Below are 21,294 nucleotides of genomic sequence, written 5' to 3'. Positions count from 1 at the left end.
TGACACCACGATCACTCGTCTGCCTCATACATGAGATCCAGCCATTCCGGCTCGGTCGCCGTGGAGTTGCACCTCGCGTCAAAAACCGGCTTCTGCCCCTGCAGCCGCACCCATCGATCGTCGTCCGAAACAGTACCAGAAACCGCGTAGGGCGCGGGAGTGCAGCCTTTCTTGAAAGCATAGGCCGTTCCAGAATAAGTCTTACCAGACCTCCGCCCCGAGAACAGCAGCGTCCCTGCCCTGACGCCCAGTTGCGCTTCACTGTCATCCGGCACCTGGAAAAAGAACTCCCGCTTCGTACCGCTCGCCGCCAGCCGGACGTTGGACCCCTTATAGTCCCAGTACGGGCGAGGCTCCTGGCAGTCCAATCCTGGCGGCACTTGATCTCCCACTAACGGCCCACAGTGCTCATCGTCTATGGTTGGAAGAAAGCTCAACGTCACGATGGAATTGGTCGAAAACATCGGCATGACGACGTGAAGAGATAACCGGAATTGTCCATCTACCCCCTCACCATTCGCGTTCTCAAAGTGCGAGCGCACGACCGCCCTGTCCCAACAATAGTCCATCGTGTCAGTGTTGACGCATTGCGTCGAAATATCCGACAGCCAAAATTTTCTGACCGGCCACCGATCGAAGAACGCCTTACGGCTCGCGACAATGTTTGGAAATCCGGTCTTCGTTCTGTAAAAGGCTATCTTTTGATCCTCATCTGCGATGTCTGGCATCACGTATAAAAGCGCCTGGCTGTTGATCGCAACATCAGCCGGCGCGCTCTGGACGCGCACCCATTCGTCTAGGGCCTGGCGAGCAACGGTGACCTCCCACGCGTTGACATCGTCATACACGTCGCTTTCACTCGTCTTTCGCGCCGACCACCCACCGTTGGCTTCCATGGCTTGGCGCCAAAGCTGCAGGTCGTTGAACATGCTGGAGGCGCAGCCATCGTCGTTATTTCCGCGCGACGTGTATCCGACATAGAGCCAGCGTCCATCGAGTGCCTGGATAAAGACCGGGCCGCCGCTGTCTCCATGCTGAACAGGATTGACGCCCATCGCATTTTGCCCGGTACACCATATCCATGGAGCCCCCGGCTGCGCGAGATTGGGCTTCAGTGTCAGCTCTGTATATCTCCGCTGACCGTCTGAGACGCAGTTTTCCTCCCTCGCGTTATAGTCATCGCACCTGTAGTTGCCATAGCCAACCACACGCACCTTGACTTTGCTCAGGTCAGCGCCCAGCACCTTCCTCAAATTGTCGGAGAAGACTTTGTTGTTGTGGATGTCGCCGTTCCACCAGTTCGAGCAGTCTGACTTGTAATTGCAAGCACCTGGCCCGAAGGAGTCGTCGCGAAGCAGCTCCAATCCCCAATGCAGATAGCCGGCAACAACGACGTCCTTATCCAGTACGACATAACCGATGTCGTGCGGAGCGCCCTCATAGCTATTGTGATATTTGGGGTCGTCTTCGATATACTTCCGAGGCACATAGATCGCCTTAGAGGACGCCGTCTGTTGCACCCCCAATGTATCCACATAGCTCACCGTGACCCTCAGAGCGGTACCGCTGGAATCGTAAAGACAGTGCGCTGCGGTGCTCAGGATGTAACCATGAACAACGCCAGAACATGAAGAGCGATGATTTCCCCGAAACTCGGTACTGAGCTTGACGACATAAGGAAATTCATCCTGGTGATCGACAACTCCCACAAGCGCGGAGGCCGAATGGATCAGAGTGAAAATTGCGATCACGGCGCAGATCGCACGGAACATGAATTTCAACATCGTCGCAGAGTCCCAATTTAAAAATCTAATGAAAAGAGTCTCGCTTCATCGCCGCAAAACCTTTGGCGCACGCCCCTCACTCAATCTCTGAATTGATTCAGCAGAAGTACCAGATCGATCTGCCTGCTGGTGCCTGTCTTTGCAAAGACCGATTTCAACTGGTTGCGGATGGTGTCGCGCGAGACGCCGAACTTCGTTGCGATATTGTCCACACTCTCGCCGGATGCGATCTCGCCCGCGATCTTCGCCTCCGCGCGCGTCAGCCTGTAAGCCTCCATCAAGGATGACTGCCGCAACGACCGCACCTTCTCCGGCGGCGCGATCACCAGCAGAGCCCGCGCGCCAAGGAACGGAATCTTCGCGGCGGGATGCACCGGCAGCACCCGAATGACGAGCGGCGGACCGGCCTTCTTCCGGATGACGATCGGCTCGCACGAAACCTCGCGCAGGTCCGGTGCAATCGCGAGTTGATCCACCAATGCATCGATGCGTTGTTCGGCGGCACTGTCTTTGACGATCAGCCGCCGGCCCTTCATATAAAATTCGTCGTCAAATATCGTTGCCGCGGCGGCATTGACCTCAAGCACGTTGCCGAAGCGATCGATGGCGATCGCTGCATGCTTGATCATTTCGAGCGCGTTGACAGCACCTTCCAACGCAGCCTGCCCGATGGCCGCTGAAAGCGCAGAAACCTCGGAGAGTTTTTGCGACAGCGGCAACAGCAATTGCTTGTCCTCCGGCGTAAACATGCCTTCCTTGATCTTTCGATGAATGGTCAATCCCCAAACCGTATTCCCGGCCCGAAATCCTACGGCGGCGAACCAACGGTAACCGAGATGCCCGATGAGTTTGTACATCGGGTCGCGCGCCATCTCCCCGGGCGTGACGATATCCGCATCATCGATCACTAGCCGTCCGCGCAAGATCAACGGCACGGAGCGCTCCGCGCGGATGTCGCGCGTATGAAAACTTCCATCGAAATAGGCGTTCATGAGATCGGCGATGCCATCCGACATCGGCACGTCGCGCGTGCGATTGTCGCCGCTCAGAAGGATGGCGCCCGTAGACGCGACCGAATGCGAGATATCTTCGATGATGCTCTTCCATTGGCTGGGGTCGATGACGACCTCGCCAAGCCGGGCAATGGTTTTCTGAAGCTTGATGACGTCCGCTCGAGACATGCGGGAGCTCGGATCGGGAAAGCACGAAAGTATTATTGTACCTTTGTAAGCCGGTCAATCTGACACCCTCCGAGACTTCCGAACGAACTTGAGCGTTTCCCCTCAGAGCTTGACCAGCACTGACCTCGCCAACCCGGCTTCTCAAGAAATACGTGACGCGCGGCACCACCCGCATGACCCATTTAGGCTATGCGCGACAGAAGCTGATCGAAGATGAAAGCCCCCGCCCCGCAAATATCTCGCATCACGAGATAACGGACCGGCGCTATGCGGCTTGGCACAACAGTTGTGGAAAGTTAAAACCGCCACCACAAGTGGGGCGAACTCCACGACCTTGGGCTGGGAATATCATGGAATATCCAATTGCCGGGAGTGGCGCTGCCGTCCCGAAGCTTCCTCTGTGGGAAGTCATCAAACTTTCTTATTCGACATACTTCGAGAATTTTATCGACGTTTTGCGGATCGTCTGGGTCTGGGCCTTGCTGGTCATCCCTGTCACAGCCGTCGCAAGCTGGCTGCAAGTATCGTGGTTGGGCCAAATGATGACTCAGATGTCTCATGTGCATTTGCAGCCCGGCGAGCGGCTGAATCTTCCAGCGCAGCCGATCGCGCTGACCGTGGCCTCGAACGCCTCGACGCTGCTGCTATTATTCTGCGGTGTCGGGATTGCGGTCGCATGGCACCGAAGGCTTATCCTCGGTGAACACCCTGGCATCAGCGGAAGCAACATCGCGACCCGCAGCTTCTGGAGCTACATCCTGGCCGGCATCATCATTCTGTCGGTGTCGGCGCTTCCCGCTTTTCTCGTTGTCGTGTCGACGGCTTACTTGCTTGGTTTCATTGGCAACGCCCCCTCTGCAAAAGGCTTCGTCCTGCTGCCCCTCTTGGCCGTTCTTTATTTTGTCGTGGCTGGCGCGCTGCTCCGCCTGAGCCTGTTATTGCCTGCTCACGCCGTGGGCGATGTTGGCCTCAAGCTGAAAGAAGCCTGGCGAGCCACGCGCGGAAATACCTGGCGCCTGTTCTGGGGCTTATCCGCTTGCAGCGGACCGCCAATGGTATTGATGCAAGTCATATTCCTCGTGTTTATCAGAATACCAACCCCCATGCGGTTCGCGAATCCTGCGTTTGCAACGGAATTCGCCGCCTTCGGCACGTTGTCCATGTCCTACTACTTGCTGATGCTGCCGATCACCATTGGTTTTCTCAGTCACGCCTATCGGCATTTTTTCGGCGGCACTCGTCTGGCCTAAAAACAAAAACCCCGGCGTTTTCGCCGGGGTTTCACACGCGCTGTACGCGTCGCGTTCAGGTGCTCACACCCTGAACGCTTCGGGATTGACCACCTGCTTCGCAAGCGCGCTCAGCACTTCGTCCGAATGCTTTTCCTGCTGTAGACTCTCCAGCAGGTCCTTCAGGTCATCCTCGCGACCAAGCCCCTTCGACCATGTCGCGAGCGTACCATAGACCGCGATCTCGTAATGCTCGACGCGTTGCGCCGAGGCGATCATGGCGGCATCGCGCAAATCCGCGTCACCGACCATCTTCGCCCAGCGATCGGCCTCGTGGATGATGCTCCACATCGATTCATCTTCGTGTTCGCGCGGCTCGACGCCTTCCTTGGCTAGGATGCGATCGAGGCGATCCAGCTGCGCGCAGGTTTCACTGAGATGTTTCCTGAACGCTTCCTTTAGCGCCGGATGATGCGCTTCATCGGCCATCTTCGGTAATGCACGCGTCAACTGATCCTCAACCGAGCGCAACTCCTGCAGCTCGGCGATATACATCTCCTTGAAATGGTCGACGGTCATGTCGAACTCACTTTTATTATGACAGCATGTGTCCGTTACATCGACTGCGTGTGGTCGCCGCCCGGCCGCGAGATACCGGCTAGCGCCATGGCCGTCATACTGCCGCGGCGCGCGAGGTCTCCCAGTGAGACGATACCGATCAGTCGCTTCGAGCGATCGAGCACCGGTAAACGGCGGACCTGAAGATCGGCCATGGTCTCAAGCACCTCGTCGATGTCCTGATCGTCGAAGCAATATTTCACATCGTAGGTCATGACTTCGCCGATCCGCGTGTTCGGCCCCTTGCCTGCCGCCACACCGCGCACCGCGATATCGCGGTCGGAGATCATGCCGACCAGCCTGTCGTTCTCACTGACCGGCAGAAGGCCGATATCCATCGCGGCCATGATTTCCGCTGCTGCCCGGATCGTATCGTCAGGGCTCATCAGCTTCACGTCCGACGTCATTGAGTTCCCAACCTTCATGTGAGCCTCCCTCAAGATGTTCGGATTACGTTTACAACATGCCCTCGCGCAAACGTTCAAATGACACCGGCGCAGCCACGCGTGCGTCCCTGCGACGTGCGCAAGATAACCGGAGCCACGCGCGGACGTTCCGAAGCGAAATGAGGGAATTTCGTCATCGGCTCCGCCGTCTCAACTCACCCGTGGCGGAACATGCGGCAGGTTCGTCAGGCATGATCGAGCTGCTCGGACAGTTCGTTGATGATGGAAGCAACCATCTGGTTTTGAGCGAGCGAGATGCCCGGCCACGCATCACCCACTTTGCAGGCGCACGGCTGCTCTGTCATAGTAAGGTGATGCCGCCGATACTGCCGCCTTCCGCGCGAGGCCGTGCTCGGGCTTTGCGTCCATCGATTTTGAGAAAAATACGGCGCATCGTGCGTCCGCTTTTCAGCACCATCTAGTGTCCCGATTCCGAAGTTCGCATCATTGCTACACTGGGAGAGAACCATGGCCCCTGCGACCAAGACTCCGAAAGCCTCAAGCGATATGAAACTGGAGATCGTTGTCATCCCGGTATCGGATGTCGATCGTGCGAAGACTTTCTACAACTCTCTCGGCTGGCGGCTGGATGCAGATTTCGCAGGACCTGATGATTACCGCGTGATCCAGTTCACGCCGCCGGGCTCCGGCTGTTCGATCATCTTCGGCAGGAATGTCACTGGAGCTGCGCCGGGCTCCGCGAAGGGACTTTATCTTATCGTCTCCGACATTGAAGCCGCGCGCAAGGAACTGATTGAACGCGGCGTCACGGTGAGCGAGACCTTTCATGCGGGCGATGGCCACATCGGCAAGGACGCGCATTATTTGTTCGGCACCCAGCGCGTGAGCGGGCGCGATCCGCAGCGTGGCAGCTATCGCTCCTTCGCCTCGTTCAGCGATCCGGACGGCAATGGCTGGCTGTTTCAGGAAATCACTGCGCGGCTGCCCGGACGCGTGGACGCCGACACGACCTTCACGTCCGCCCCCGACCTTGCGGCTGCGTTGCGGCGTGCGGCAACGGCCCATGGCGAGCACGAGAAGAAACTTGGCAAGCACGACGACAACTGGGCGGACTGGTACGCCGAGTACATGGTCCGCGAACAATCCGGCGAGCAGTTGCCGACGTAAGGTCAAGCAAATTTGGCGAAATGAGCTGGACGATATCTTGTGAGGGTATTGGCAGCTTGAAACGCGGCACGAGACATCCGCGATGATCCCTCGCGATGGCCGTTTTCATCCATTTTTTTGAAAGTAAAGACGAGCGGCATCCGTTAGCCACATCGCCAAAAAACATCGTGACTCAGCGACCGCCGTGTCACGGCCATTTGATCGCGCTCGTCCGCCTGCATTTCATCTGTAACCGATCGTCCAACCTTCGCCACCGTCAGGAAACAGTTGCTTTGTACGAACCTCGTTGTCTGCACCGTGCGGGCAAGTTGCCAGCACATCTTCAAGGAGGCACTCTTGGTGACAAGCAATACCCAGACGGCACGCAACCGCATCGAGACATCTGCTTCGCGAGAGCCGCCTATGGGCGAGGCCGCAAGGATCCTTGCAGCCCTTCGCGATCTCGCGCCGGAATTTGCCGCACGCTCGAAGGAGATCGAAGACGGCCGCCGGGTGCCAAACGATATTGCCGTCAAGCTGCGGCGCCTCGGCCTGTTTCGGACGATGTTGCCGCGCAGCCTTGGCGGCCTTGAACTGACCGCTGCCGATGTGGTGCCGATGATCGAAACAGCGGCTACGGCTGACAACTCCGTCGGCTGGGTGACGATGATCGGTGTGGCGTCACAGATATTCTGCACCAGGGCGTCGAAAGCGGCTCTCGAACGGGTCTATCTTCAAGACCCCGACGCGCTCGTGGTCGGGGTGGGTACCCCGGCCGGACAGGCCGAAAAGGTCAAAGGAGGCTACCGGATTTCGGGACGCTGGCCATTTGCCAGCGGCTGCCAGAACGCGCAGTGGATCGCCGGACATGTCGTGATCTGCAAGGACGGCCAGCCCCTGATGTCAGAGCAAGGGCCGCAAACCAGATTCGTCCTTCTTCCCGCCGACCGTTGGCAGATCGAGGAGACGTGGCAGGCCTCCGGATTGACAGGCACCGGCAGTCACCATGTGACGCTGAACAATGCAGAAGTCCCCGAAGAGGAAGCATTCGATCTGTTTCATGGAAAGTCGTCCGTGCCGGGGCCGCTCGAAAGCACGGTCATTCCGTTCAATGCCAGCTTCCATGCAGCTGTCGCCATCGGCATCGCGGCGGGCGCAATGGCGGACCTCGCTGACCTGGCCAGCGCCGGCCGCCGCCAGCTTTTTGCAGCCACCGACCTGAGGGATTCGCCAGTCTTCCAGCACGAGTTCGGGCGGCTCAACGCCCAACTGCGTGCGGCCCGCGCGCTCACACAGACGCAGGTTGAAAAGCACTGGCGCCGAGCGATCGAGGGTACGCTCGACAGCAAGGCAGACCTTGCCGAAGGCCTTCAGGGCAGTGCCTGGGTCCACGCGGCCTGCACCGATATCGTCAGCGGCTGCTACACGCTGGGCGGCGCGAGCTCCGTCCTGAACACTTCACCGCTGCAGCGACGCCTGCGCGATATCCACGCGGCCAGACAGCACTTCTTCGCGCAAGAGCGACACTACGGCGCCGCCGGCAAAAACGCGCTGGGCTTTCCGCCGGTCGATCCGATATCGGGCCACTAAAGCGCTTCGAGCGAAGTCGACACGGCATCGGTTTGCGTGAAGAAAACGCGTCGGAGAACGATGTCAGAGCTTGGACTCTGGCGGACTGGTACGCCGAGGACATGGTCCGCGAACAGTCCGGCGAGGAGCTGCCGACATAACGCCGCCATATGGCGAGGACACACTTCACGCGAGTTCAGTGATACTCACTTTGAGGAGTTCGACATGAACAATGCGCGGACAACAACGAGACACGGCATGGCGCTCGCCGTGCTTATCGGCGCAGTCATCATCGCGATGCCTGCGGCACGGGCCCAGCAGGACGGCATCAGACGCACCGATCTGCAGCGGCATGATCTCAGCGTGCCGGGGCGCGAGGCGATCCAGGTGCGCGTCGATATCGATCCGGGCAAGGCGTTCCCCAAGCACACGCACTTCGGCGAAGAAATCATCTACGTGCTCGAAGGCACGCTGGAATACGAGATCGAAGGCAAGCCGCCGGTGACGCTGAAGGCCGGCGATGTGCTCTTCATCCCCGCCGGCACTGTCCATGCGGCGAAGAACAACGGCACTGTGCCCGCGGCCGAGCTTGCCACCTACGTCGTCGAAAAAGGAAAACCGCTGGTCACACTCGCGAAGTGAGACGCGCGGACGCATGACACGATGCGGCTTTGACAACCGCATCGTGTCAGCAATCGAAAAGCCCGCCGACGACGGCGGCTTTTTGTTACTGCGATCGATAGCGGCCCATGCCCGCCCAGGTCGAAAACAACCAAGTCGGCAACCAAAGATTAACCCTGCTCGTTAATCATTTGGCTCATCGCAATGGCCCGAGTCAGGCACTCCATTGACTCAGGCTTTGCCGGATGCGCGTCGCATCTCTATGGCGGAGTCAGGCGGGTCACTGCCCTTCCCCAATCGACGCATGCTTGGTTGGGGAGCCGCGCAGGTGAGATTCGAGACAGGGAACGGCGCCAATGCCGTCGGTTATCGCCGGTCCTTGTTTTTGACGACGGCGATCGTCACACTCGTCACTGCGATGGCCGGCATGCAGGCGGCGTCCGCGCAAACGGTCACAGACAATGGCGGCGCAAACCCGGGACCCGCTACGTCGCCGACTTGGTCAATCGGTAGCGACCTCGACATTAATAGTCCGAGTCCTGGCGTCGTCGGCACGCTGGACATCCTGAACGGCGGCAAGGTCACTAATAACACTGCCTTCATCGGCCACGGCGGCTCCGACGAGGGAAAGGTCACTGTCTCGGGCAGCGACGCTGTCGTCGGTGCCTCGACCTGGACCAATAACGGTGACCTCGTTGTCGCTCAAAGCGGCAAGGGCATGCTCATCATCCAGAACGGCGGGGTGGTGAGCAATGTTGGGGTTTGGGTCGGCGCGGATAGCGGCAGTCAAGGCGATGTCACTGTCTCGGGCCACGGCTCGACCTGGACCAGTAGCGGTCAGTTCAACATTGGCGACAACGGCACAGGCACGCTCACCATCCAGGACGGCGGGACGGTGAACAGCACATCGGTGGCCAATATCGGCCTCGGTAGCGACATCACCGGCGCACACACTGGCACGGTCACTGTCACGGGCAACGACATCAACGGCAATGCCTCGACCTGGAATATCACCCAACAGATCAATATTGGCGAAGGTTCTTTGAGCGGTTTCGGCACAGGCACGCTCAACGTCCTGGATGGTGGGGTGGTGCACAGTAACCAGGGCAATATTGCCTTTGGGGCCGGCAGCCAGGGCGATGTCCTTGTCTCGGGTCGCAACGCCAACGGCAATGCTTCGACCTGGAAGGCTAACGACAATATCTACGTGGGGGCTTCAGGCACTGGCACGCTCACTGTGGCCGACGGTGCTGTGGTCTCCACGACGGGAACGGGCCCGGGCGGCAATGCCGCTGTCTATATCGGCTACAATGGAGGCAGCACGGGCACGGTCAATGTCTCCAGCACCACCGGCAATGTCTCCAGCTTGACCGCGATCGACTACATTGATGTTGGCAGCCAGGGCACTGGCACGATGACCGTCGACAAAGGCGGCTTCGTGAGTGCCGGCACTGATGTCTATATCGGCCGCTTCGGCGGGAGCAGTGGAACGCTCCATCTCAACGGCGATGCCAGCGGGCGTGGCGTTCTCGAAACCGGCTCGGTGATCCAGGGGGTCGGCACCACCACGATCCTCGATCTCAACGGCGGCATTCTGCGTGCGAACCGCGATGAAGCCGATTTCCTGAGCGGCTTCACGGCCCTGACGGTGAATACCGGGGGCGCGTGGTTCGATACCAACGCACATGACATCGGCATCGCCACCGACTTTTCCGGCACGTCGAGCTTCAACAAGCTCGGCCTTGGACAACTGACACTGACCGGCGACAGCTCCGGCTTCACCGGCGCGTCGACAGTCACGGCCGGCACGCTCGCTGTGAACGGCGTGCTGGGCGGCAACATGCTGGTCGACACCGCCGGACGGCTCGCGGGCACGGGCAGCGTGGGTAATGTCCTCAATACCGGCGTCGTCGCGCCGGGTTACAACGCTGCCATGGGCACCCTCACCGTCCAGGGCAACTATGCCAGCAACGGCGGCCGCCTCGAGATCGCGACCGTTCTGGGCGACGACAGTTCGCAGACCAGCCGCCTCTTGGTCAACGGCACGACATCGGGCTCCACACTGGTCAACATCGTCAACCAGGGCGGCCTTGGCGCGCAAACGGTGAACGGCATCAAGATCGTCGATGTGGTGGGTGCGTCCAACGGCACGTTCGTGCTCAACGGCAACTATATTTTCCAAGGCGCACCGGCGGTGATCGCCGGCGCCTATGCCTATCGTCTTTATAAAGGTGGCGTCTCCACGCCGACGGATGGTGATTGGTATCTGCGCTCCGCCCTGAACGATCCGGGCACGCCGAGTGGGCCGGGAGAGCCGAGCGGTCCCGCCGCGACGCCGCTCTATCAGCCCGGCGTGCCGGTCTACGAGGCTTATGCCTCCAACCTGCAGTCGCTCAACGCCCTGCCGACGCTGCAGCAACGTGTCGGCAATCGCATCTGGGGCCCCGGCGCCAATGGCGACGGCAACGGAATTTGGGGCCGGACGGAAGGCACGCATGGTCGCTTCAATAGTGCAGTCTCGACGAGTGGCCTCGATCAAAGCATCGACACCTGGAAGATGCAGGCGGGCGCGGATCGGGTGTTTGTCGACAACACAAGCGGGCGTCTGGTGGCGGGCGTCAACGTCTCCTATGCCGAAGCCAATAGCCGCATCAACTCGGTGTTCGGCAACGGCGAGCTGAAGACCAACGGCTACGGCCTCGGCGCGGCATTGACCTGGTATGACGTCACCGGCTTCTATGTTGACGGTCAAGCGCAGATCAACCGCTATAGCAGCGATCTCATGTCCGAACTTCGCGGCTCGCTCACGCATGACAATGGCGGCAGCGGCGAAGCGCTCAGCATCGAGACCGGCAAGCGGATCGCGCTCAGTGACAAGCTCGGCATCACGCCGCAGTTTCAGATGGTCTATTCCAACGTCCGGTTCGATCGCTTCATTGATCCGATGGGTGCCGACGTGACAGATGACAAGAGCGACAGCTTCAAGACGCGGTGGGGCGTCGCGCTCGATCATCAAGGCATGTGGCAAGGCGGCCGCAGCCGCATCTACGGCATCGCCAATGTCAGCTATGAGTGGCTGGATGGCGCGCGCACCCTGGTCGCGGGCACGCCCATCATCAATGCCGACCAACGGCTGTGGGGCGAACTCGGCCTCGGCGCGAGCGTGACGTGGCGCAAGGACCTCACCGTCTATGGCGAACTCTCCGGCAACACGCCGCTCCGTGATTTCGGCAACAGCTATATCGTCAAAGCCAACATCGGTCTGCGCGCGCAATTCTGAGCGCAGGCGTCGAACAACCATGATGCAGGTAACGGAATGAGTGCCACGACCGCCTCTGAAGAAACACACCACCGCCACGGACGGCCGATGAGCGGGCGCGATCCCCATGAGCAGAATCGAGCGGCAACTCCGCTCGAAGCGTTGTTCGACCTGACCTTCGCAAGCTGCTTCGGCCTCGCCGCCGCCCAGTTCTCCCACATGCTCGCAGAGGCACACTACGCCGCAGCATTAATCGGCTTCGGCTTTTCGAGCTTCGCCATCTGCTGGGCGTGGATCAACTTCTCCTGGTTCTCCTCCGCTTACGACACGGACGACTGGGGCTTCCGCCTCCTCACAATGATTCAGATGATCGGCGTGGTCATCGTGGCGATCGGCCTGCCGCAGATGTTCACCTCCATCGAGCACGGCGAACATCTCGACAATAAAGTCATCGTGCTCGGCTATGTGGTGATGCGCATCCCCATGGTGTTCCAGTGGCTGCGCGCGGCAAGCCAAGATCCCAAGCGCAGACGCACGTGCCTGACTTATGCCATCGCAATCTCGATCGCACAGGTCGGCTGGATCGCTCAGATCTTTATCGACGCATCAATCTCCGCAACACTCCTGTGCGCGGCCGTTCTCGCAGCCATCGAGTTTGCCGGCCCGTTGGTCGCGGAAGGAAAGGACGGCGGCACGCCTTGGCATGCGCATCATATCGCCGAACGCTACAGCCTTTTCGCTCTTATCGCGCTTGGCGAGGGCATCGTCGGCACGGCTGCGGCTGTCTCCGCCGTGGTCGAGGCGCGGGGCTGGAATATCGACGCCGCCCTCGTCTGCATTGCCGGCATCGGACTCACATTCAGCATGTGGTGGGTTTATGACCTGTTGCCGTCGGCCGCCATCCTTCACGATCATCGGGATCGGGCCTTCATCTGGGGCTACGGCCAGATCGTCAGCATCGCTTCCATCGTCGCGACCGGTGCCGGCCTCCATGTCGCGGCGTATTACATCGAGCACAAATCCCATGCCGGCGCTCTTGCGACGCTGTTCTGCACGGCCATTCCGGTGTCCGTGTTCCTCGTCTCCGTCTACGCGCTCCACGGCTATCTCGTCAGGCAGTCAAATGCCTTGCACAGTTGGCTGTTAGCCGTGATCGCCGCCATCGTGGCTTGCGCAATCATCGCTGTGAGCCGCGGCGTTGAGATGTCGATCGGCCTCGTCATCCTCATGCTTGCGCCGGCCGTCACAGTCGTCGGCCACGAAGCCGCTGAGCATCGCACTCAGGTCAATGCAAGCGCCAAAGATACCGCCTGATCCTCATTGATTTGTTGACCTTGAAGTATGTGCCTCGTGCGTGCCGTGACGCAGACAGGGCGTCCGACTGGTCGGATAAAAGACTCCTCATCACGAGCGCCGCAACTCTCGCGAGCGATGTGTCGGATACCGGACCTTTATAACCCGTTTGTGTTACTCGCCATCACGCACGATCTTTGGCAATGAACGAAGCCCGGTCTCACCGGGCTTACCTCGACGTTGTGTCGCATTCCAACAGGTCTTGTCCTTCGCATCGCGTAAGCCCGCCCGGCTACAGCGGGACCAGTCGATATTTTGAAATTTTTGGTTTGGTGTCTTTGGGACCCGCTGCTGCTAGTGGAACCGGCGGCGGAAACTTGAGCCCGGCCGGTATTCTGCATTGCGCCGGCCGGGCTTTTTAATTCCTCACCTACCAATCACGATGTGAAAAAGACACGCTTGCGGTGAACGCCGTTGCAAAACTGTTGAATCTTCTTTGCGGCCTTCGCGAATCGGCTAGCCTGAAACCGCTGGGAAACTGGAGGGTGACATGGACGACCAACCGATCGTGGAACAGGTGACGGACGTGGTGTCGGGCGCTGCAGAGACCACCAAGAAAGTGGCCAAGCGCGCTCCAAAGCGGGCGAAGAAGGCCGCCAAGTCGGCAATGCCCGCGAAGAAGGCCTCCGCAAAGAAGACGAAGAAGGCAGGAAAGAAATCAGCGAAGAAGGCTGCCAAGAAAGCTTCGAAAAAGACGATGAAGAAAAAGGCTGCGAAGAAAGCGCCCAAACGGAAGAAAGCAAAAGCAAAAAAGAAATGATGGCGCTCCCGCAGGCCTGACAACAAAACCCCGGTTCGCCGGGGTTTTTTATTTGCGGGTTTATTTGCTCACGGGCTTTTCGCTGGCGCCGTGCGGAATGCTCTCGCCGATGGTTCGCTGCGTATCCTTCGACGTCGTCATCGTAAACAACGTGATCAGGACGACGGCCAGAACGGCGATGAAGCCCACTATTGTTACTCTCTGGTGGTTCATGCGTTCTCCTCTTTTAAAGCCAAGCGAAAACGGACCGGAGTGTTCCATGACAATTTTTCGCGGCGAAACCGGAACGATTGCGCGACGAGCTTGGCGAAGCCCCTTCGGCAACTCCACATCAACTCGCAGGTCAATTCCGCTGAAGTAACTGGTCAAGGGCGCTGCTTTGCATGACACAGGCCGGATCGCCAGGGCATCTTGTTATGCCGCGATGCCGATCACTTGCTCCGTACGATCACCTGCTCCCGTGGATGAACGCTTTCATCTCCTCCGGGGTCAGTTTGCCATCTCTATTGGCATCCATTGCCTTGAAAATCCGTTCGTGAGCCGCCTGAAATTCCTGCAGCGAAATGGTCCCATCGCCGTCGGCGTCCATCAGAGCGAACATCATACGCATCGTAAAAGGCGTTCCCATCGGACTGCCATGCATCATGCCGTGCCCCATCATTTGCCCTCCCATCATACCGCGGCCCATCATCCCGCCTGGTCCCATCATGCGTGGGCCGCCCTCACCCATGGGGTCAGGTTGCATCTGCTGGAGATCCGGTTGAGGCGGCATTCGATCCTGTGCCGTCGCGCCACCGGCACCGTACGCCAAAATGAGGGTGGATATCGTGAGTTCCAGAACGCGCCTGCGCATGTGAGCCTCCTTGAAAAGCGTGGCCCCCGTTCTGTCCCGTTAATTCCCGACGAGCGTTATTGATCCGCGATCGCGGCTTTCACATTCCGCCAGATGGTTCTCTCGTGTCCTCGCCTATTCAGGCCACCATCGCCTTTCTCGTGCGTCCATGTCCTTGCCATTAGCCGTCAGGCTCACTCGCAGCACCTCAAAAATGACGGCAGTAGACCAGCCGAACAACAGAACGCCGTTCATCGCGGTCATCGGCCCGAGCAAATACCAGCGCTTGACCGGCGTCACGTCGCCGTATCCCAGCGTTGTGTAATTGACGAAAGCAAAATCGATGAGATTGGTGCCAGCGGGTGCGATGTCGACGATTGCGTAAATCACGGACCAGACGATGACCTCAGCGAGGTGCGCCATCATCAGAACAGTCACAGTCGCGATCATCACAGTGATCAATCGAAACGATCGATGGGCCGTCACGCGCGCGTCGGCGAAGCGCACCGCCTTGATCACCGCGGCCATGACCAGGGCGTGGATCATGATGTTGCAAACACTGGCGGCTCCGCCCACGAGAAATTGACGCAACATGCGACTATCTCCGGCAACGCTATCTCAATCCTAACACCGAGCGGCGAAAGCCGCTGCCGCGCGCTTCATTCCTGCACACAAAGCTGCCAGTCTGACCAAGCGCGTAGCGCTTCTGTCCCTTCTGATAGTAGCGCCTCGTTCGGAAATCGAGCCACACCACTGTATCGGTCGGACAATGGCGTTGCGCCTGGGCCTCATAGCGAAACGTCGTCAGCGGCACCGCGTTGCCATCGCGGATGTCGCAAAGGAAAATCAAAGTGGCCAACAACAGAATGGACAACCTGGACACGGCATCCTCTCGTTTCGATTGGCGCAATTATCGCGATCGGCCGCTGAGCGCTTATGGGCGCAACAGCCGGCATCAGAGACTTTTAAGCGTCCGACACAAGCGTATCCGCAAGGAGCCGTTTCCGTAAAGCATCGATGAAAGCTCTCACGCGGGAGGGCATATGCGTACGGGTCAGGAAAACCGCCCAGATGCCAAGCTCACTCGGCTCGGCATCGGTGAGGACAATCCGCACTAATTCCCCGCGCGCAATGTGCTCCCGTACGTCCCAATAGGTCATCACGGCGACGCCGACCCCTGCGATGCAGGCTGCCCGAACTGCATCGACCGTGCTGGCCGACAACGGACCGTTGATGCGGACCCTCTCCAGTTCTTCGCCACGCCTGAACGGCCAGGTGTCCATCGCATGAAGTTTGATGCAAGGGTGAGCGACGAGATCGCTTATCGTTGCAGGCGCCCCGAAGCGAGCGATATAGGCGGGAGACGCGCAAAGGACATAGGGATTGTCGGCGAGCTTTGTCGCGATCATGTCCGACGGCTTCATCGGAGACACGCGCACGGCAACGTCCAGCGCAGACGATGCAATGTCGATCACGCTGTCGCTCAAGGTCAGATCGACACGCAGCGCCGGGTTGTCGGCGATCAGTTCTGCGACAACAGGCACAATAACGGCGTGACCAATGACGTTCGGCGCTGTCACTCTAAGCACCCCCGACAAGCCAGAGCTGCGGGAGGACACGGACTCGAATGCCGAGTCCCGCGCTTCGATAAGAGCGACGGCGTGCGGCAAGAAGGCTTCGCCCTCTGGCGTCAGAGACAAGGATCGTGTGGTGCGATGGAAAAGGCGCGCGCCCAGTTCTTCTTCGAGGGCCGCCAGTCTCCGGCTGACCAGCATCGGCGTCGTGCGCAGCTGGCGTGCTGCGGCCGACAGGCTGCCGACGGAGATGATCGTTCGAAACAGGGCGACGTCCGCGAGATCCATTTTATAACGATAAATGATAAAGTACTTACCGTCCAGGCCGGCTACTGCCCCTCCGCGGCAAAGGCTAAATCCGTCTCCAGAAGCGAGCCACCCTCGGATTTTGAGGAAAACACCTCATCTCGCAGCCCTGGAGACCAAGCCGATGACCACCGACACCAGCTCACTTTTCTCACAAATCGATATAATTGGCCGGACCGTCCAAAACCGCCTGTCGGTCGCGCCGATGACGCGCATTACGGCGACCGAGGACGGCCGGGCGACCGAGACCATGACCCGCTATTACGAGCGTTTCGCCCGCGGCGGCTTCGGGGCGGTGATCACCGAAGGCATCTACACGGATCAGGCGTTCTCGCAGGGCTACATCCATCAGCCGGGCATGAGCGACGACGTTCAGGCCAGCGCCTGGAAGCCCGTCGTCAACGGCATCAAGGCACACGGCGCGCTCGCCATTGCTCAGATGATGCACGCCGGCGCGATCAGCCAAGGCAACCGCTTCCGCACCGGCACGGTGGGCCCCTCTGCGATTCAACCCAAGGGGCTGCAGATGACCTTCTATCACGGCAAGGATCGCTATGGATTACCCGCTGCAATAACGGAAGAACAGATCGCGGATGCGATTACAGGCTTCGCGAACGCGGCTGGACGCGCGATCGAGACCGCAGGGTTCGACGCCATCGAGATTCACGGCGCGAACGGTTACCTGCTCGACCAGTTCTTGACCGACTACGCCAACGATCGAGCGGATCGCTGGGGCGGCACCACAGAGAACCGCGTGCGATTGATCGTGGAAACCTTCAAGCAGGTGCGGGCCAAGGTTGGCGCAGCGGTGCCGGTCGGCGTCCGTATCTCGCAAGGCAAGGTGAACGACTACCATCACAAGTGGGCGGGTGCGGAGCGCGACGCCGAAATCATCTTCGGTAGCCTCGCTGATGCGGGGGCCAACTTTATCCACGTGACCGAGTTCGAAGCATGGAAGCCTGCTTTCGCCGAACAAGGTCCGTCCTTGGTGAGTCTCGCCAAGCGCTATGCGCCCGGAGCGAAGATTTTCGCCAACGGCAGCCTGCACAACATCGATCGTGCCGTGGCCGCGCTCGATGATGGCGCGGATATCGTCACCATAGGCCGGGGTGCGCTGGCGAATCCCGATTTGCCCAAGCGTCTCTCCAATCGCCATACTCTCAACGAGTTTGATCCCGCGATCCTCGGCCCGATCGCCAACGTCAAGGATATTGAACTGGCGATGTGATCGCGTCCTGATGATCGGGTCCCTGCCCTTGCGTGTCGCAACGCAGGGGCCCGAATGCCGACGCAGTCCGAAGAGGTGAGAAAGCTATGGGGTGAGTGACAGCGGGATCCGCCGCGACAATAAAGAAGGCAGCGCGCAGCTGCTGCTTCAGTCGCCCGCAGCGGCGCACCCCTGAACCTCCCTCACTGGGTGGCTCCCATCTGACCGAGTTCCTTGCGGACGGCTGCGGCGGAATTTCCCACCTTCGCCACCGTCTTTTCCAGCGTCTCGCGACTGACGCCGAGATGCTTGGTCCAGTATTTCATTTCGCTGAGATTGATCCGGCTGCGGTCCGGCCGCCCCTTGTTGTCCTGGTTGGCCACGTTCGATGTCCCTCCACGCTGTGTTGAAACGGCACTCGTTTGTTCTCCGTCCGCCGCATTCGCGCGTGCATCCTCTGCATTCAGAACGGCGATGAGGTGCATACGTTCCTCGCTTGTCTCAGTCGCGCGCATATCATTGCGGTCGCACCTCTAGCGCACGTGCTGCCGGTGGGCAGCGACGGAACGTCGTTGCCTCAGGCGGGTTTGCATCATGCTTCCAGGAAAAACCGGCTGCGTGAGAGACAATCCATGGCAACACCCTCCCTCCTTCCACCACGCCGGCCGCTCGGCCTCGTCGCGGCGCTCGTGGGATCTTATCAGTCGGATGTGAGCGGCTGGCTCGGCCGCCTCTCGACGAAGTACGCTCTCGCGTTTTCCTTTGTGATCGCTGGGGCGATTTGCATCCTTAGCGCACTCGCTGTCGCTTTGGCGGCGCTGTTCCGATGGATCGAACTCAATTACGGCGAGGTCGAAGCTTACGCCGCTCTCTTTGGCTTGCTGTTCGGCGTCGGCATCATCGCCATGATGGTGGGCTTCGTTGTTTTGAAGCGCCGCGCGCCTGCCTTCCCCAGAGGCGAACGGCAGATCAACGCGATTACAAGCACAGTCAACGCCACCGCACATCGCGCCGCAAGCACGGTCTCCGCGCGGGTCTCAAACCGCCCGGACGCCGTCACGACGCTGCTCGCAGGATCAGCCGCCGCCGTTCTTGCCGGCTGGCTGTTCAACGCAAGGCGGAGATCGTCACGGATGGATGAAGACTGATGGCCACGCGGCGCTTGCATCTTCCCAGATATCTGGCCGTCGCAGCCTCGTCCCTCCTCGCGGTGACTGCGGCTTACCGTCATTTCCTGGCGGGATCTTCCGTCATCGAAATTCCGGCAAAGGCCATCGCTGCGACGCGACTGCCCGATGCCGCGCAGCTCCATGCCGGGCGGGTGTCAGCCCCACCCGTGTCATCTGAATCCGGTCGCGGACGCCACGCCACACGTCCGTGGCAAATTCCCTTGCGCGGCTGGCGCGACATCTTTGTTCGCACATACCAGCAGATCGACGAAGACCGCCTGCTGGCGACCGCCGCAGGCGTGGTGTTCTACGGATTGCTCGCGATCTTCCCGGCCATCACCGCACTGGTGTCGAGCTACGGCTTGTTCGCGGATCCCGCGACGATTTCCAACAATCTGCAAAGCCTCGCGGTAATGCTCCCCGAAGGCTCGTTCAGCATCGTGCAGGACCAGATCACCCGTGTGACCGCGCAGCCTCCATCGACACTTGGATTGTCTTTCGCGTTCGGCCTCGCCGTTGCGCTGTGGAGTGCGAACGCCGGCATGAAGGCGGTGATCGAAGCGTTGAATGTGGTATATGACGAACGCGAGAAACGCGGCTTCTTCATGCTGAACGCCGTCTCGCTGCTGTTCACGATCGGCGCGATCGTGTCGCTGCTCATCATGGTGAGCGCGGTGATCGCAATGCCGCTTGCGCTCGAACGGCTGGGTCTTGCCGCGGAGCTTGAGGCCATCGTCGCATGGGGCCGCTGGCCGGTCATTATTGTGCTTCTGCTCGCAGCCCTCGCGGTGCTTTACCGGTTCGGGCCGAGCCGCACCGCCGCGCAATGGGAATGGCTTAGCCCGGGCGCAACTGTGGCAGCATTGCTGTGGCTGGCGGGCTCCGCCCTGTTGTCATGGTATCTGTCGCACTTCGGCAATTACAACGCGACCTACGGATCGCTCGGCGCAGTCATTGGCCTGATGATGTGGATGTGGATGTCGGCCATCATCGTGCTGTGCGGCGCGGAGCTGAATTCAGAGATCGAGCATCAGACCGCCGCCGACACCACCGAAGGTCGCGAGAAACCACTAGGTGCACGCGGCGCTGTCGCTGCGGACACCGTGGCACCCGCGCCTGCGTCGTAAGCGTCTCTCACCGCGACGAGAGAGACGCGAGGAGCGCAACAAGCTGACCCTGCCGATGGGTATCCGTCTTGGCGAATATCGCTTTGAGTTGGTTGCGTGCCGTCGCGCGCTTCACACCGAGTTTTTCGCCTGCTTCGTCGGGAGAAAGTCCCTGCGCCAGGAGATTGGCCAACTTCGCTTCAGCCGGTGTCAGCGAAAACAAATGCCTGAGCAGACCTTGATCGAGGCGAGGCCGCGCCTGAGTCTCCGAAAGGGTGAGGATAACGCGCGCCCCTAGAAATGGATTTCGCGCAACCGGATGAACAGGAAGCACACGAAGGATAATCGGGTCGTTGTCTGTCCTACGAACGACGATCGGCTGTGCCGCAAAGGGTGCCGTTTCGGGCGTCACAAGCAGCCGGTCCATGAGGTTCTGCAAGGATGCCGCAGCGTTGCGATCGGTCGTGGTCAGGCGGCGATTTCTGACACCAAGATCGCCGTTCAAGAGACCATGAGCACCACTATTCACACCAAGAACGATGCCAAACCTGTCCAACGCGATCGCGGGTTGATGGATCAGGTCGAGCGCGTTGGTCGCGCTCTCCAGTGCGATCCGGCCGACTGCGGTAGAGAGTGTCGCAACCTCCGTCAGCCTGTCAGGCAAGGTGGAGAGAATGCGAGCGTCTTCCGTATCGAACGGCTGCTCCCTGCTCGCCCTGTGCAGGCAAAGGGCCCAAAGCGCCTCGCCGGCCGAGAATGCCACCCCCGCCGCCCATTGAAAGCCCATGGGAAGAGTGCACTCGTTGAAATACTGCATGGAGCGGATTTCGTCCCGCGTCAGAATATCCTGATCGGTAAAGACGCGCGTACCCGACAGCAGAAGCGGCACGGCCCGGTGAGCCCGCGGATCGCGATTTTGCCACCCGTCGCGGAAATAGACGCTCACCAGATCGCCCAACGAGTCCGTCCGCGGCACGTCCGGCGTCCGAACGTCGGCTTGCAGGAGAAGAGAGCCAGTCGACCCGACGGCCTCGCAGATGCGCTCCATCACCTGCGGCCAAAGCGACGGATCAATGATGGTTTCACCAAGGGCAAGGCAGGCCTCGGCCATCTTGTCAGACTTAAAGTCACCCATCGCGTGCGTCCCGGCGCTGTTCTGTCATGAGGCGGCAG

Annotated in this window: 20 protein-coding genes and 2 pseudogenes; 11 read left to right on the top strand and 11 right to left on the bottom strand. The window is 59.9% G+C overall.

The window, feature by feature from the left end:
• Nucleotides 1-11: 11 nt before the first annotated feature.
• Together ACZ5C3_RS11160 and ACZ5C3_RS11155 are read right to left on the bottom strand one after the other, a co-directional pair.
• The gene (locus ACZ5C3_RS11160; RefSeq protein WP_464037679.1) at nucleotides 12-1,784 is read right to left on the bottom strand and encodes a trypsin-like serine protease; all 1,773 of its coding nucleotides are present in this window, start codon (nucleotides 1,782-1,784) and stop codon (nucleotides 12-14) included.
• Nucleotides 1,785-1,864: 80 nt separating this feature from the next.
• Nucleotides 1,865-2,965 (bottom strand): helix-turn-helix transcriptional regulator, encoded by a 1,101-nt coding sequence (locus ACZ5C3_RS11155; protein ID WP_464037677.1) that lies wholly within the window; start codon nucleotides 2,963-2,965, stop codon nucleotides 1,865-1,867.
• Between the two features lie 152 nt (nucleotides 2,966-3,117).
• On the opposite strand from ACZ5C3_RS11155, the gene ACZ5C3_RS11150 reads away from it, so the two are divergent.
• Nucleotides 3,118-4,215 carry a hypothetical protein gene (locus tag ACZ5C3_RS11150; protein ID WP_464037675.1) on the top strand — a complete coding sequence of 366 codons (1,098 nt, stop codon included), beginning with the start codon at nucleotides 3,118-3,120 and terminating at the stop codon, nucleotides 4,213-4,215.
• A gap of 63 nt (nucleotides 4,216-4,278) precedes the next feature.
• Here ACZ5C3_RS11150 and ACZ5C3_RS11145 read toward each other — a convergent pair whose 3' ends face one another.
• On the bottom strand, nucleotides 4,279-4,773 hold the full coding sequence (locus tag ACZ5C3_RS11145) for a YciE/YciF ferroxidase family protein (protein ID WP_464044714.1): 495 nt from the start codon (nucleotides 4,771-4,773) through the stop codon (nucleotides 4,279-4,281).
• Between the two features lie 35 nt (nucleotides 4,774-4,808).
• The gene (locus tag ACZ5C3_RS11140) at nucleotides 4,809-5,237 is read right to left on the bottom strand and encodes a CBS domain-containing protein (RefSeq protein WP_464037671.1); all 429 of its coding nucleotides are present in this window, start codon (nucleotides 5,235-5,237) and stop codon (nucleotides 4,809-4,811) included.
• Between the two features lie 489 nt (nucleotides 5,238-5,726).
• Between ACZ5C3_RS11140 and ACZ5C3_RS11135 the strand changes: the two genes are divergently transcribed.
• From ACZ5C3_RS11135 to ACZ5C3_RS11105, 7 genes and pseudogenes are all read left to right on the top strand, one after another.
• The gene (locus ACZ5C3_RS11135) at nucleotides 5,727-6,386 is read left to right on the top strand and encodes a VOC family protein (protein ID WP_464037670.1); all 660 of its coding nucleotides are present in this window, start codon (nucleotides 5,727-5,729) and stop codon (nucleotides 6,384-6,386) included.
• A gap of 339 nt (nucleotides 6,387-6,725) precedes the next feature.
• Nucleotides 6,726-7,955, top strand: a complete 1,230-nt coding sequence (locus ACZ5C3_RS11130; RefSeq protein WP_464044713.1) for an acyl-CoA dehydrogenase family protein — start codon at nucleotides 6,726-6,728, stop codon at nucleotides 7,953-7,955.
• Between the two features lie 237 nt (nucleotides 7,956-8,192).
• Complete coding sequence (locus ACZ5C3_RS11125) at nucleotides 8,193-8,576, top strand: cupin domain-containing protein (RefSeq protein WP_464037667.1); 384 nt, start codon at nucleotides 8,193-8,195, stop codon at nucleotides 8,574-8,576.
• Nucleotides 8,577-8,817: 241 nt separating this feature from the next.
• Nucleotides 8,818-9,990: pseudogene (locus ACZ5C3_RS11120) on the top strand (hypothetical protein); the annotation flags it as partial.
• Nucleotides 9,991-10,356: 366 nt separating this feature from the next.
• Nucleotides 10,357-11,835, top strand: a pseudogene (locus ACZ5C3_RS11115) (autotransporter family protein); the annotation flags it as partial.
• A 36-nt stretch (nucleotides 11,836-11,871) separates the two neighbouring features.
• Nucleotides 11,872-13,128 (top strand): low temperature requirement protein A, encoded by a 1,257-nt coding sequence (locus ACZ5C3_RS11110; protein WP_464037665.1) that lies wholly within the window; start codon nucleotides 11,872-11,874, stop codon nucleotides 13,126-13,128.
• Between the two features lie 529 nt (nucleotides 13,129-13,657).
• On the top strand, nucleotides 13,658-13,927 hold the full coding sequence (locus tag ACZ5C3_RS11105; RefSeq protein ID WP_464037663.1) for a hypothetical protein: 270 nt from the start codon (nucleotides 13,658-13,660) through the stop codon (nucleotides 13,925-13,927).
• Nucleotides 13,928-13,987: 60 nt separating this feature from the next.
• Here the strand turns inward: ACZ5C3_RS11105 and ACZ5C3_RS11100 are convergent, their stop codons facing one another.
• From ACZ5C3_RS11100 to ACZ5C3_RS11080, 5 genes are all read right to left on the bottom strand, one after another.
• Entirely contained in the window at nucleotides 13,988-14,296 is a 309-nt protein-coding gene (locus ACZ5C3_RS11100) for a hypothetical protein (RefSeq protein ID WP_464037662.1), read from the bottom strand.
• A gap of 79 nt (nucleotides 14,297-14,375) precedes the next feature.
• Nucleotides 14,376-14,780 carry an EF-hand domain-containing protein gene (locus tag ACZ5C3_RS11095; protein WP_464037660.1) on the bottom strand — a complete coding sequence of 135 codons (405 nt, stop codon included), beginning with the start codon at nucleotides 14,778-14,780 and terminating at the stop codon, nucleotides 14,376-14,378.
• Between the two features lie 114 nt (nucleotides 14,781-14,894).
• A complete protein-coding gene (locus ACZ5C3_RS11090) occupies nucleotides 14,895-15,353 on the bottom strand; it encodes an ion channel (RefSeq protein ID WP_464037659.1) in 459 nt (152 codons plus the stop codon).
• Between the two features lie 19 nt (nucleotides 15,354-15,372).
• Nucleotides 15,373-15,633, bottom strand: coding sequence for a hypothetical protein (locus ACZ5C3_RS11085; RefSeq protein WP_464038317.1), 261 nt, complete (start codon nucleotides 15,631-15,633; stop codon nucleotides 15,373-15,375).
• Nucleotides 15,634-15,724: 91 nt separating this feature from the next.
• Nucleotides 15,725-16,621, bottom strand: coding sequence for a LysR family transcriptional regulator (locus ACZ5C3_RS11080; protein ID WP_464044712.1), 897 nt, complete (start codon nucleotides 16,619-16,621; stop codon nucleotides 15,725-15,727).
• A gap of 142 nt (nucleotides 16,622-16,763) precedes the next feature.
• Between ACZ5C3_RS11080 and ACZ5C3_RS11075 the strand changes: the two genes are divergently transcribed.
• Complete coding sequence (locus ACZ5C3_RS11075; protein WP_464037655.1) at nucleotides 16,764-17,867, top strand: NADH:flavin oxidoreductase; 1,104 nt, start codon at nucleotides 16,764-16,766, stop codon at nucleotides 17,865-17,867.
• Between the two features lie 182 nt (nucleotides 17,868-18,049).
• On the opposite strand, the gene ACZ5C3_RS11070 is transcribed toward ACZ5C3_RS11075, so the two are convergent.
• The gene (locus ACZ5C3_RS11070; RefSeq protein ID WP_464044711.1) at nucleotides 18,050-18,331 is read right to left on the bottom strand and encodes a DUF3606 domain-containing protein; all 282 of its coding nucleotides are present in this window, start codon (nucleotides 18,329-18,331) and stop codon (nucleotides 18,050-18,052) included.
• 147 nt (nucleotides 18,332-18,478) lie between these two features.
• Here ACZ5C3_RS11070 and ACZ5C3_RS11065 point away from each other — a divergent pair, with 147 nt between their 5' ends.
• Together ACZ5C3_RS11065 and ACZ5C3_RS11060 are read left to right on the top strand one after the other, a co-directional pair.
• Nucleotides 18,479-18,994: a hypothetical protein gene (locus ACZ5C3_RS11065; RefSeq protein ID WP_464037651.1), complete on the top strand. Its 516-nt coding sequence runs from the start codon at nucleotides 18,479-18,481 to the stop codon at nucleotides 18,992-18,994.
• Nucleotides 18,994-20,142, top strand: a complete 1,149-nt coding sequence (locus tag ACZ5C3_RS11060) for a YihY/virulence factor BrkB family protein (RefSeq protein WP_464037649.1) — start codon at nucleotides 18,994-18,996, stop codon at nucleotides 20,140-20,142. The genes ACZ5C3_RS11065 and ACZ5C3_RS11060 overlap by 1 nt, the downstream gene beginning before the upstream one ends.
• A gap of 7 nt (nucleotides 20,143-20,149) precedes the next feature.
• On the opposite strand, the gene ACZ5C3_RS11055 is transcribed toward ACZ5C3_RS11060, so the two are convergent.
• The gene (locus ACZ5C3_RS11055) at nucleotides 20,150-21,256 is read right to left on the bottom strand and encodes a helix-turn-helix transcriptional regulator (protein WP_464044710.1); all 1,107 of its coding nucleotides are present in this window, start codon (nucleotides 21,254-21,256) and stop codon (nucleotides 20,150-20,152) included.
• Nucleotides 21,257-21,294 lie beyond the last annotated feature (38 nt).

It is taken from the genome of Afipia dichlorophenoxyacetatis (assembly GCF_055386385.1).
This window is presented reverse-complemented; position numbering and strand designations above follow the sequence as displayed.

Coding starts and splice junctions, on each gene's coding strand:
- ACZ5C3_RS11160 (WP_464037679.1), bottom strand. CDS start 1,784: ATGTTGAAATTCATGTTCCGTGCGATCTGCGCCGTGATCGCAATTTTC.
- ACZ5C3_RS11155 (WP_464037677.1), bottom strand. CDS start 2,965: ATGTCTCGAGCGGACGTCATCAAGCTTCAGAAAACCATTGCCCGGCTT.
- ACZ5C3_RS11145 (WP_464044714.1), bottom strand. CDS start 4,773: ATGACCGTCGACCATTTCAAGGAGATGTATATCGCCGAGCTGCAGGAG.
- ACZ5C3_RS11140 (WP_464037671.1), bottom strand. CDS start 5,237: ATGAAGGTTGGGAACTCAATGACGTCGGACGTGAAGCTGATGAGCCCT.
- ACZ5C3_RS11135 (WP_464037670.1), top strand. CDS start 5,727: ATGGCCCCTGCGACCAAGACTCCGAAAGCCTCAAGCGATATGAAACTG.
- ACZ5C3_RS11125 (WP_464037667.1), top strand. CDS start 8,193: ATGGCGCTCGCCGTGCTTATCGGCGCAGTCATCATCGCGATGCCTGCG.
- ACZ5C3_RS11110 (WP_464037665.1), top strand. CDS start 11,872: ATGAGTGCCACGACCGCCTCTGAAGAAACACACCACCGCCACGGACGG.
- ACZ5C3_RS11105 (WP_464037663.1), top strand. CDS start 13,658: ATGGACGACCAACCGATCGTGGAACAGGTGACGGACGTGGTGTCGGGC.
- ACZ5C3_RS11095 (WP_464037660.1), bottom strand. CDS start 14,780: ATGCGCAGGCGCGTTCTGGAACTCACGATATCCACCCTCATTTTGGCG.
- ACZ5C3_RS11090 (WP_464037659.1), bottom strand. CDS start 15,353: ATGTTGCGTCAATTTCTCGTGGGCGGAGCCGCCAGTGTTTGCAACATC.
- ACZ5C3_RS11080 (WP_464044712.1), bottom strand. CDS start 16,621: ATGGATCTCGCGGACGTCGCCCTGTTTCGAACGATCATCTCCGTCGGC.
- ACZ5C3_RS11075 (WP_464037655.1), top strand. CDS start 16,764: ATGACCACCGACACCAGCTCACTTTTCTCACAAATCGATATAATTGGC.
- ACZ5C3_RS11070 (WP_464044711.1), bottom strand. CDS start 18,331: ATGCACCTCATCGCCGTTCTGAATGCAGAGGATGCACGCGCGAATGCG.
- ACZ5C3_RS11065 (WP_464037651.1), top strand. CDS start 18,479: ATGGCAACACCCTCCCTCCTTCCACCACGCCGGCCGCTCGGCCTCGTC.
- ACZ5C3_RS11060 (WP_464037649.1), top strand. CDS start 18,994: ATGGCCACGCGGCGCTTGCATCTTCCCAGATATCTGGCCGTCGCAGCC.
- ACZ5C3_RS11055 (WP_464044710.1), bottom strand. CDS start 21,256: ATGGGTGACTTTAAGTCTGACAAGATGGCCGAGGCCTGCCTTGCCCTT.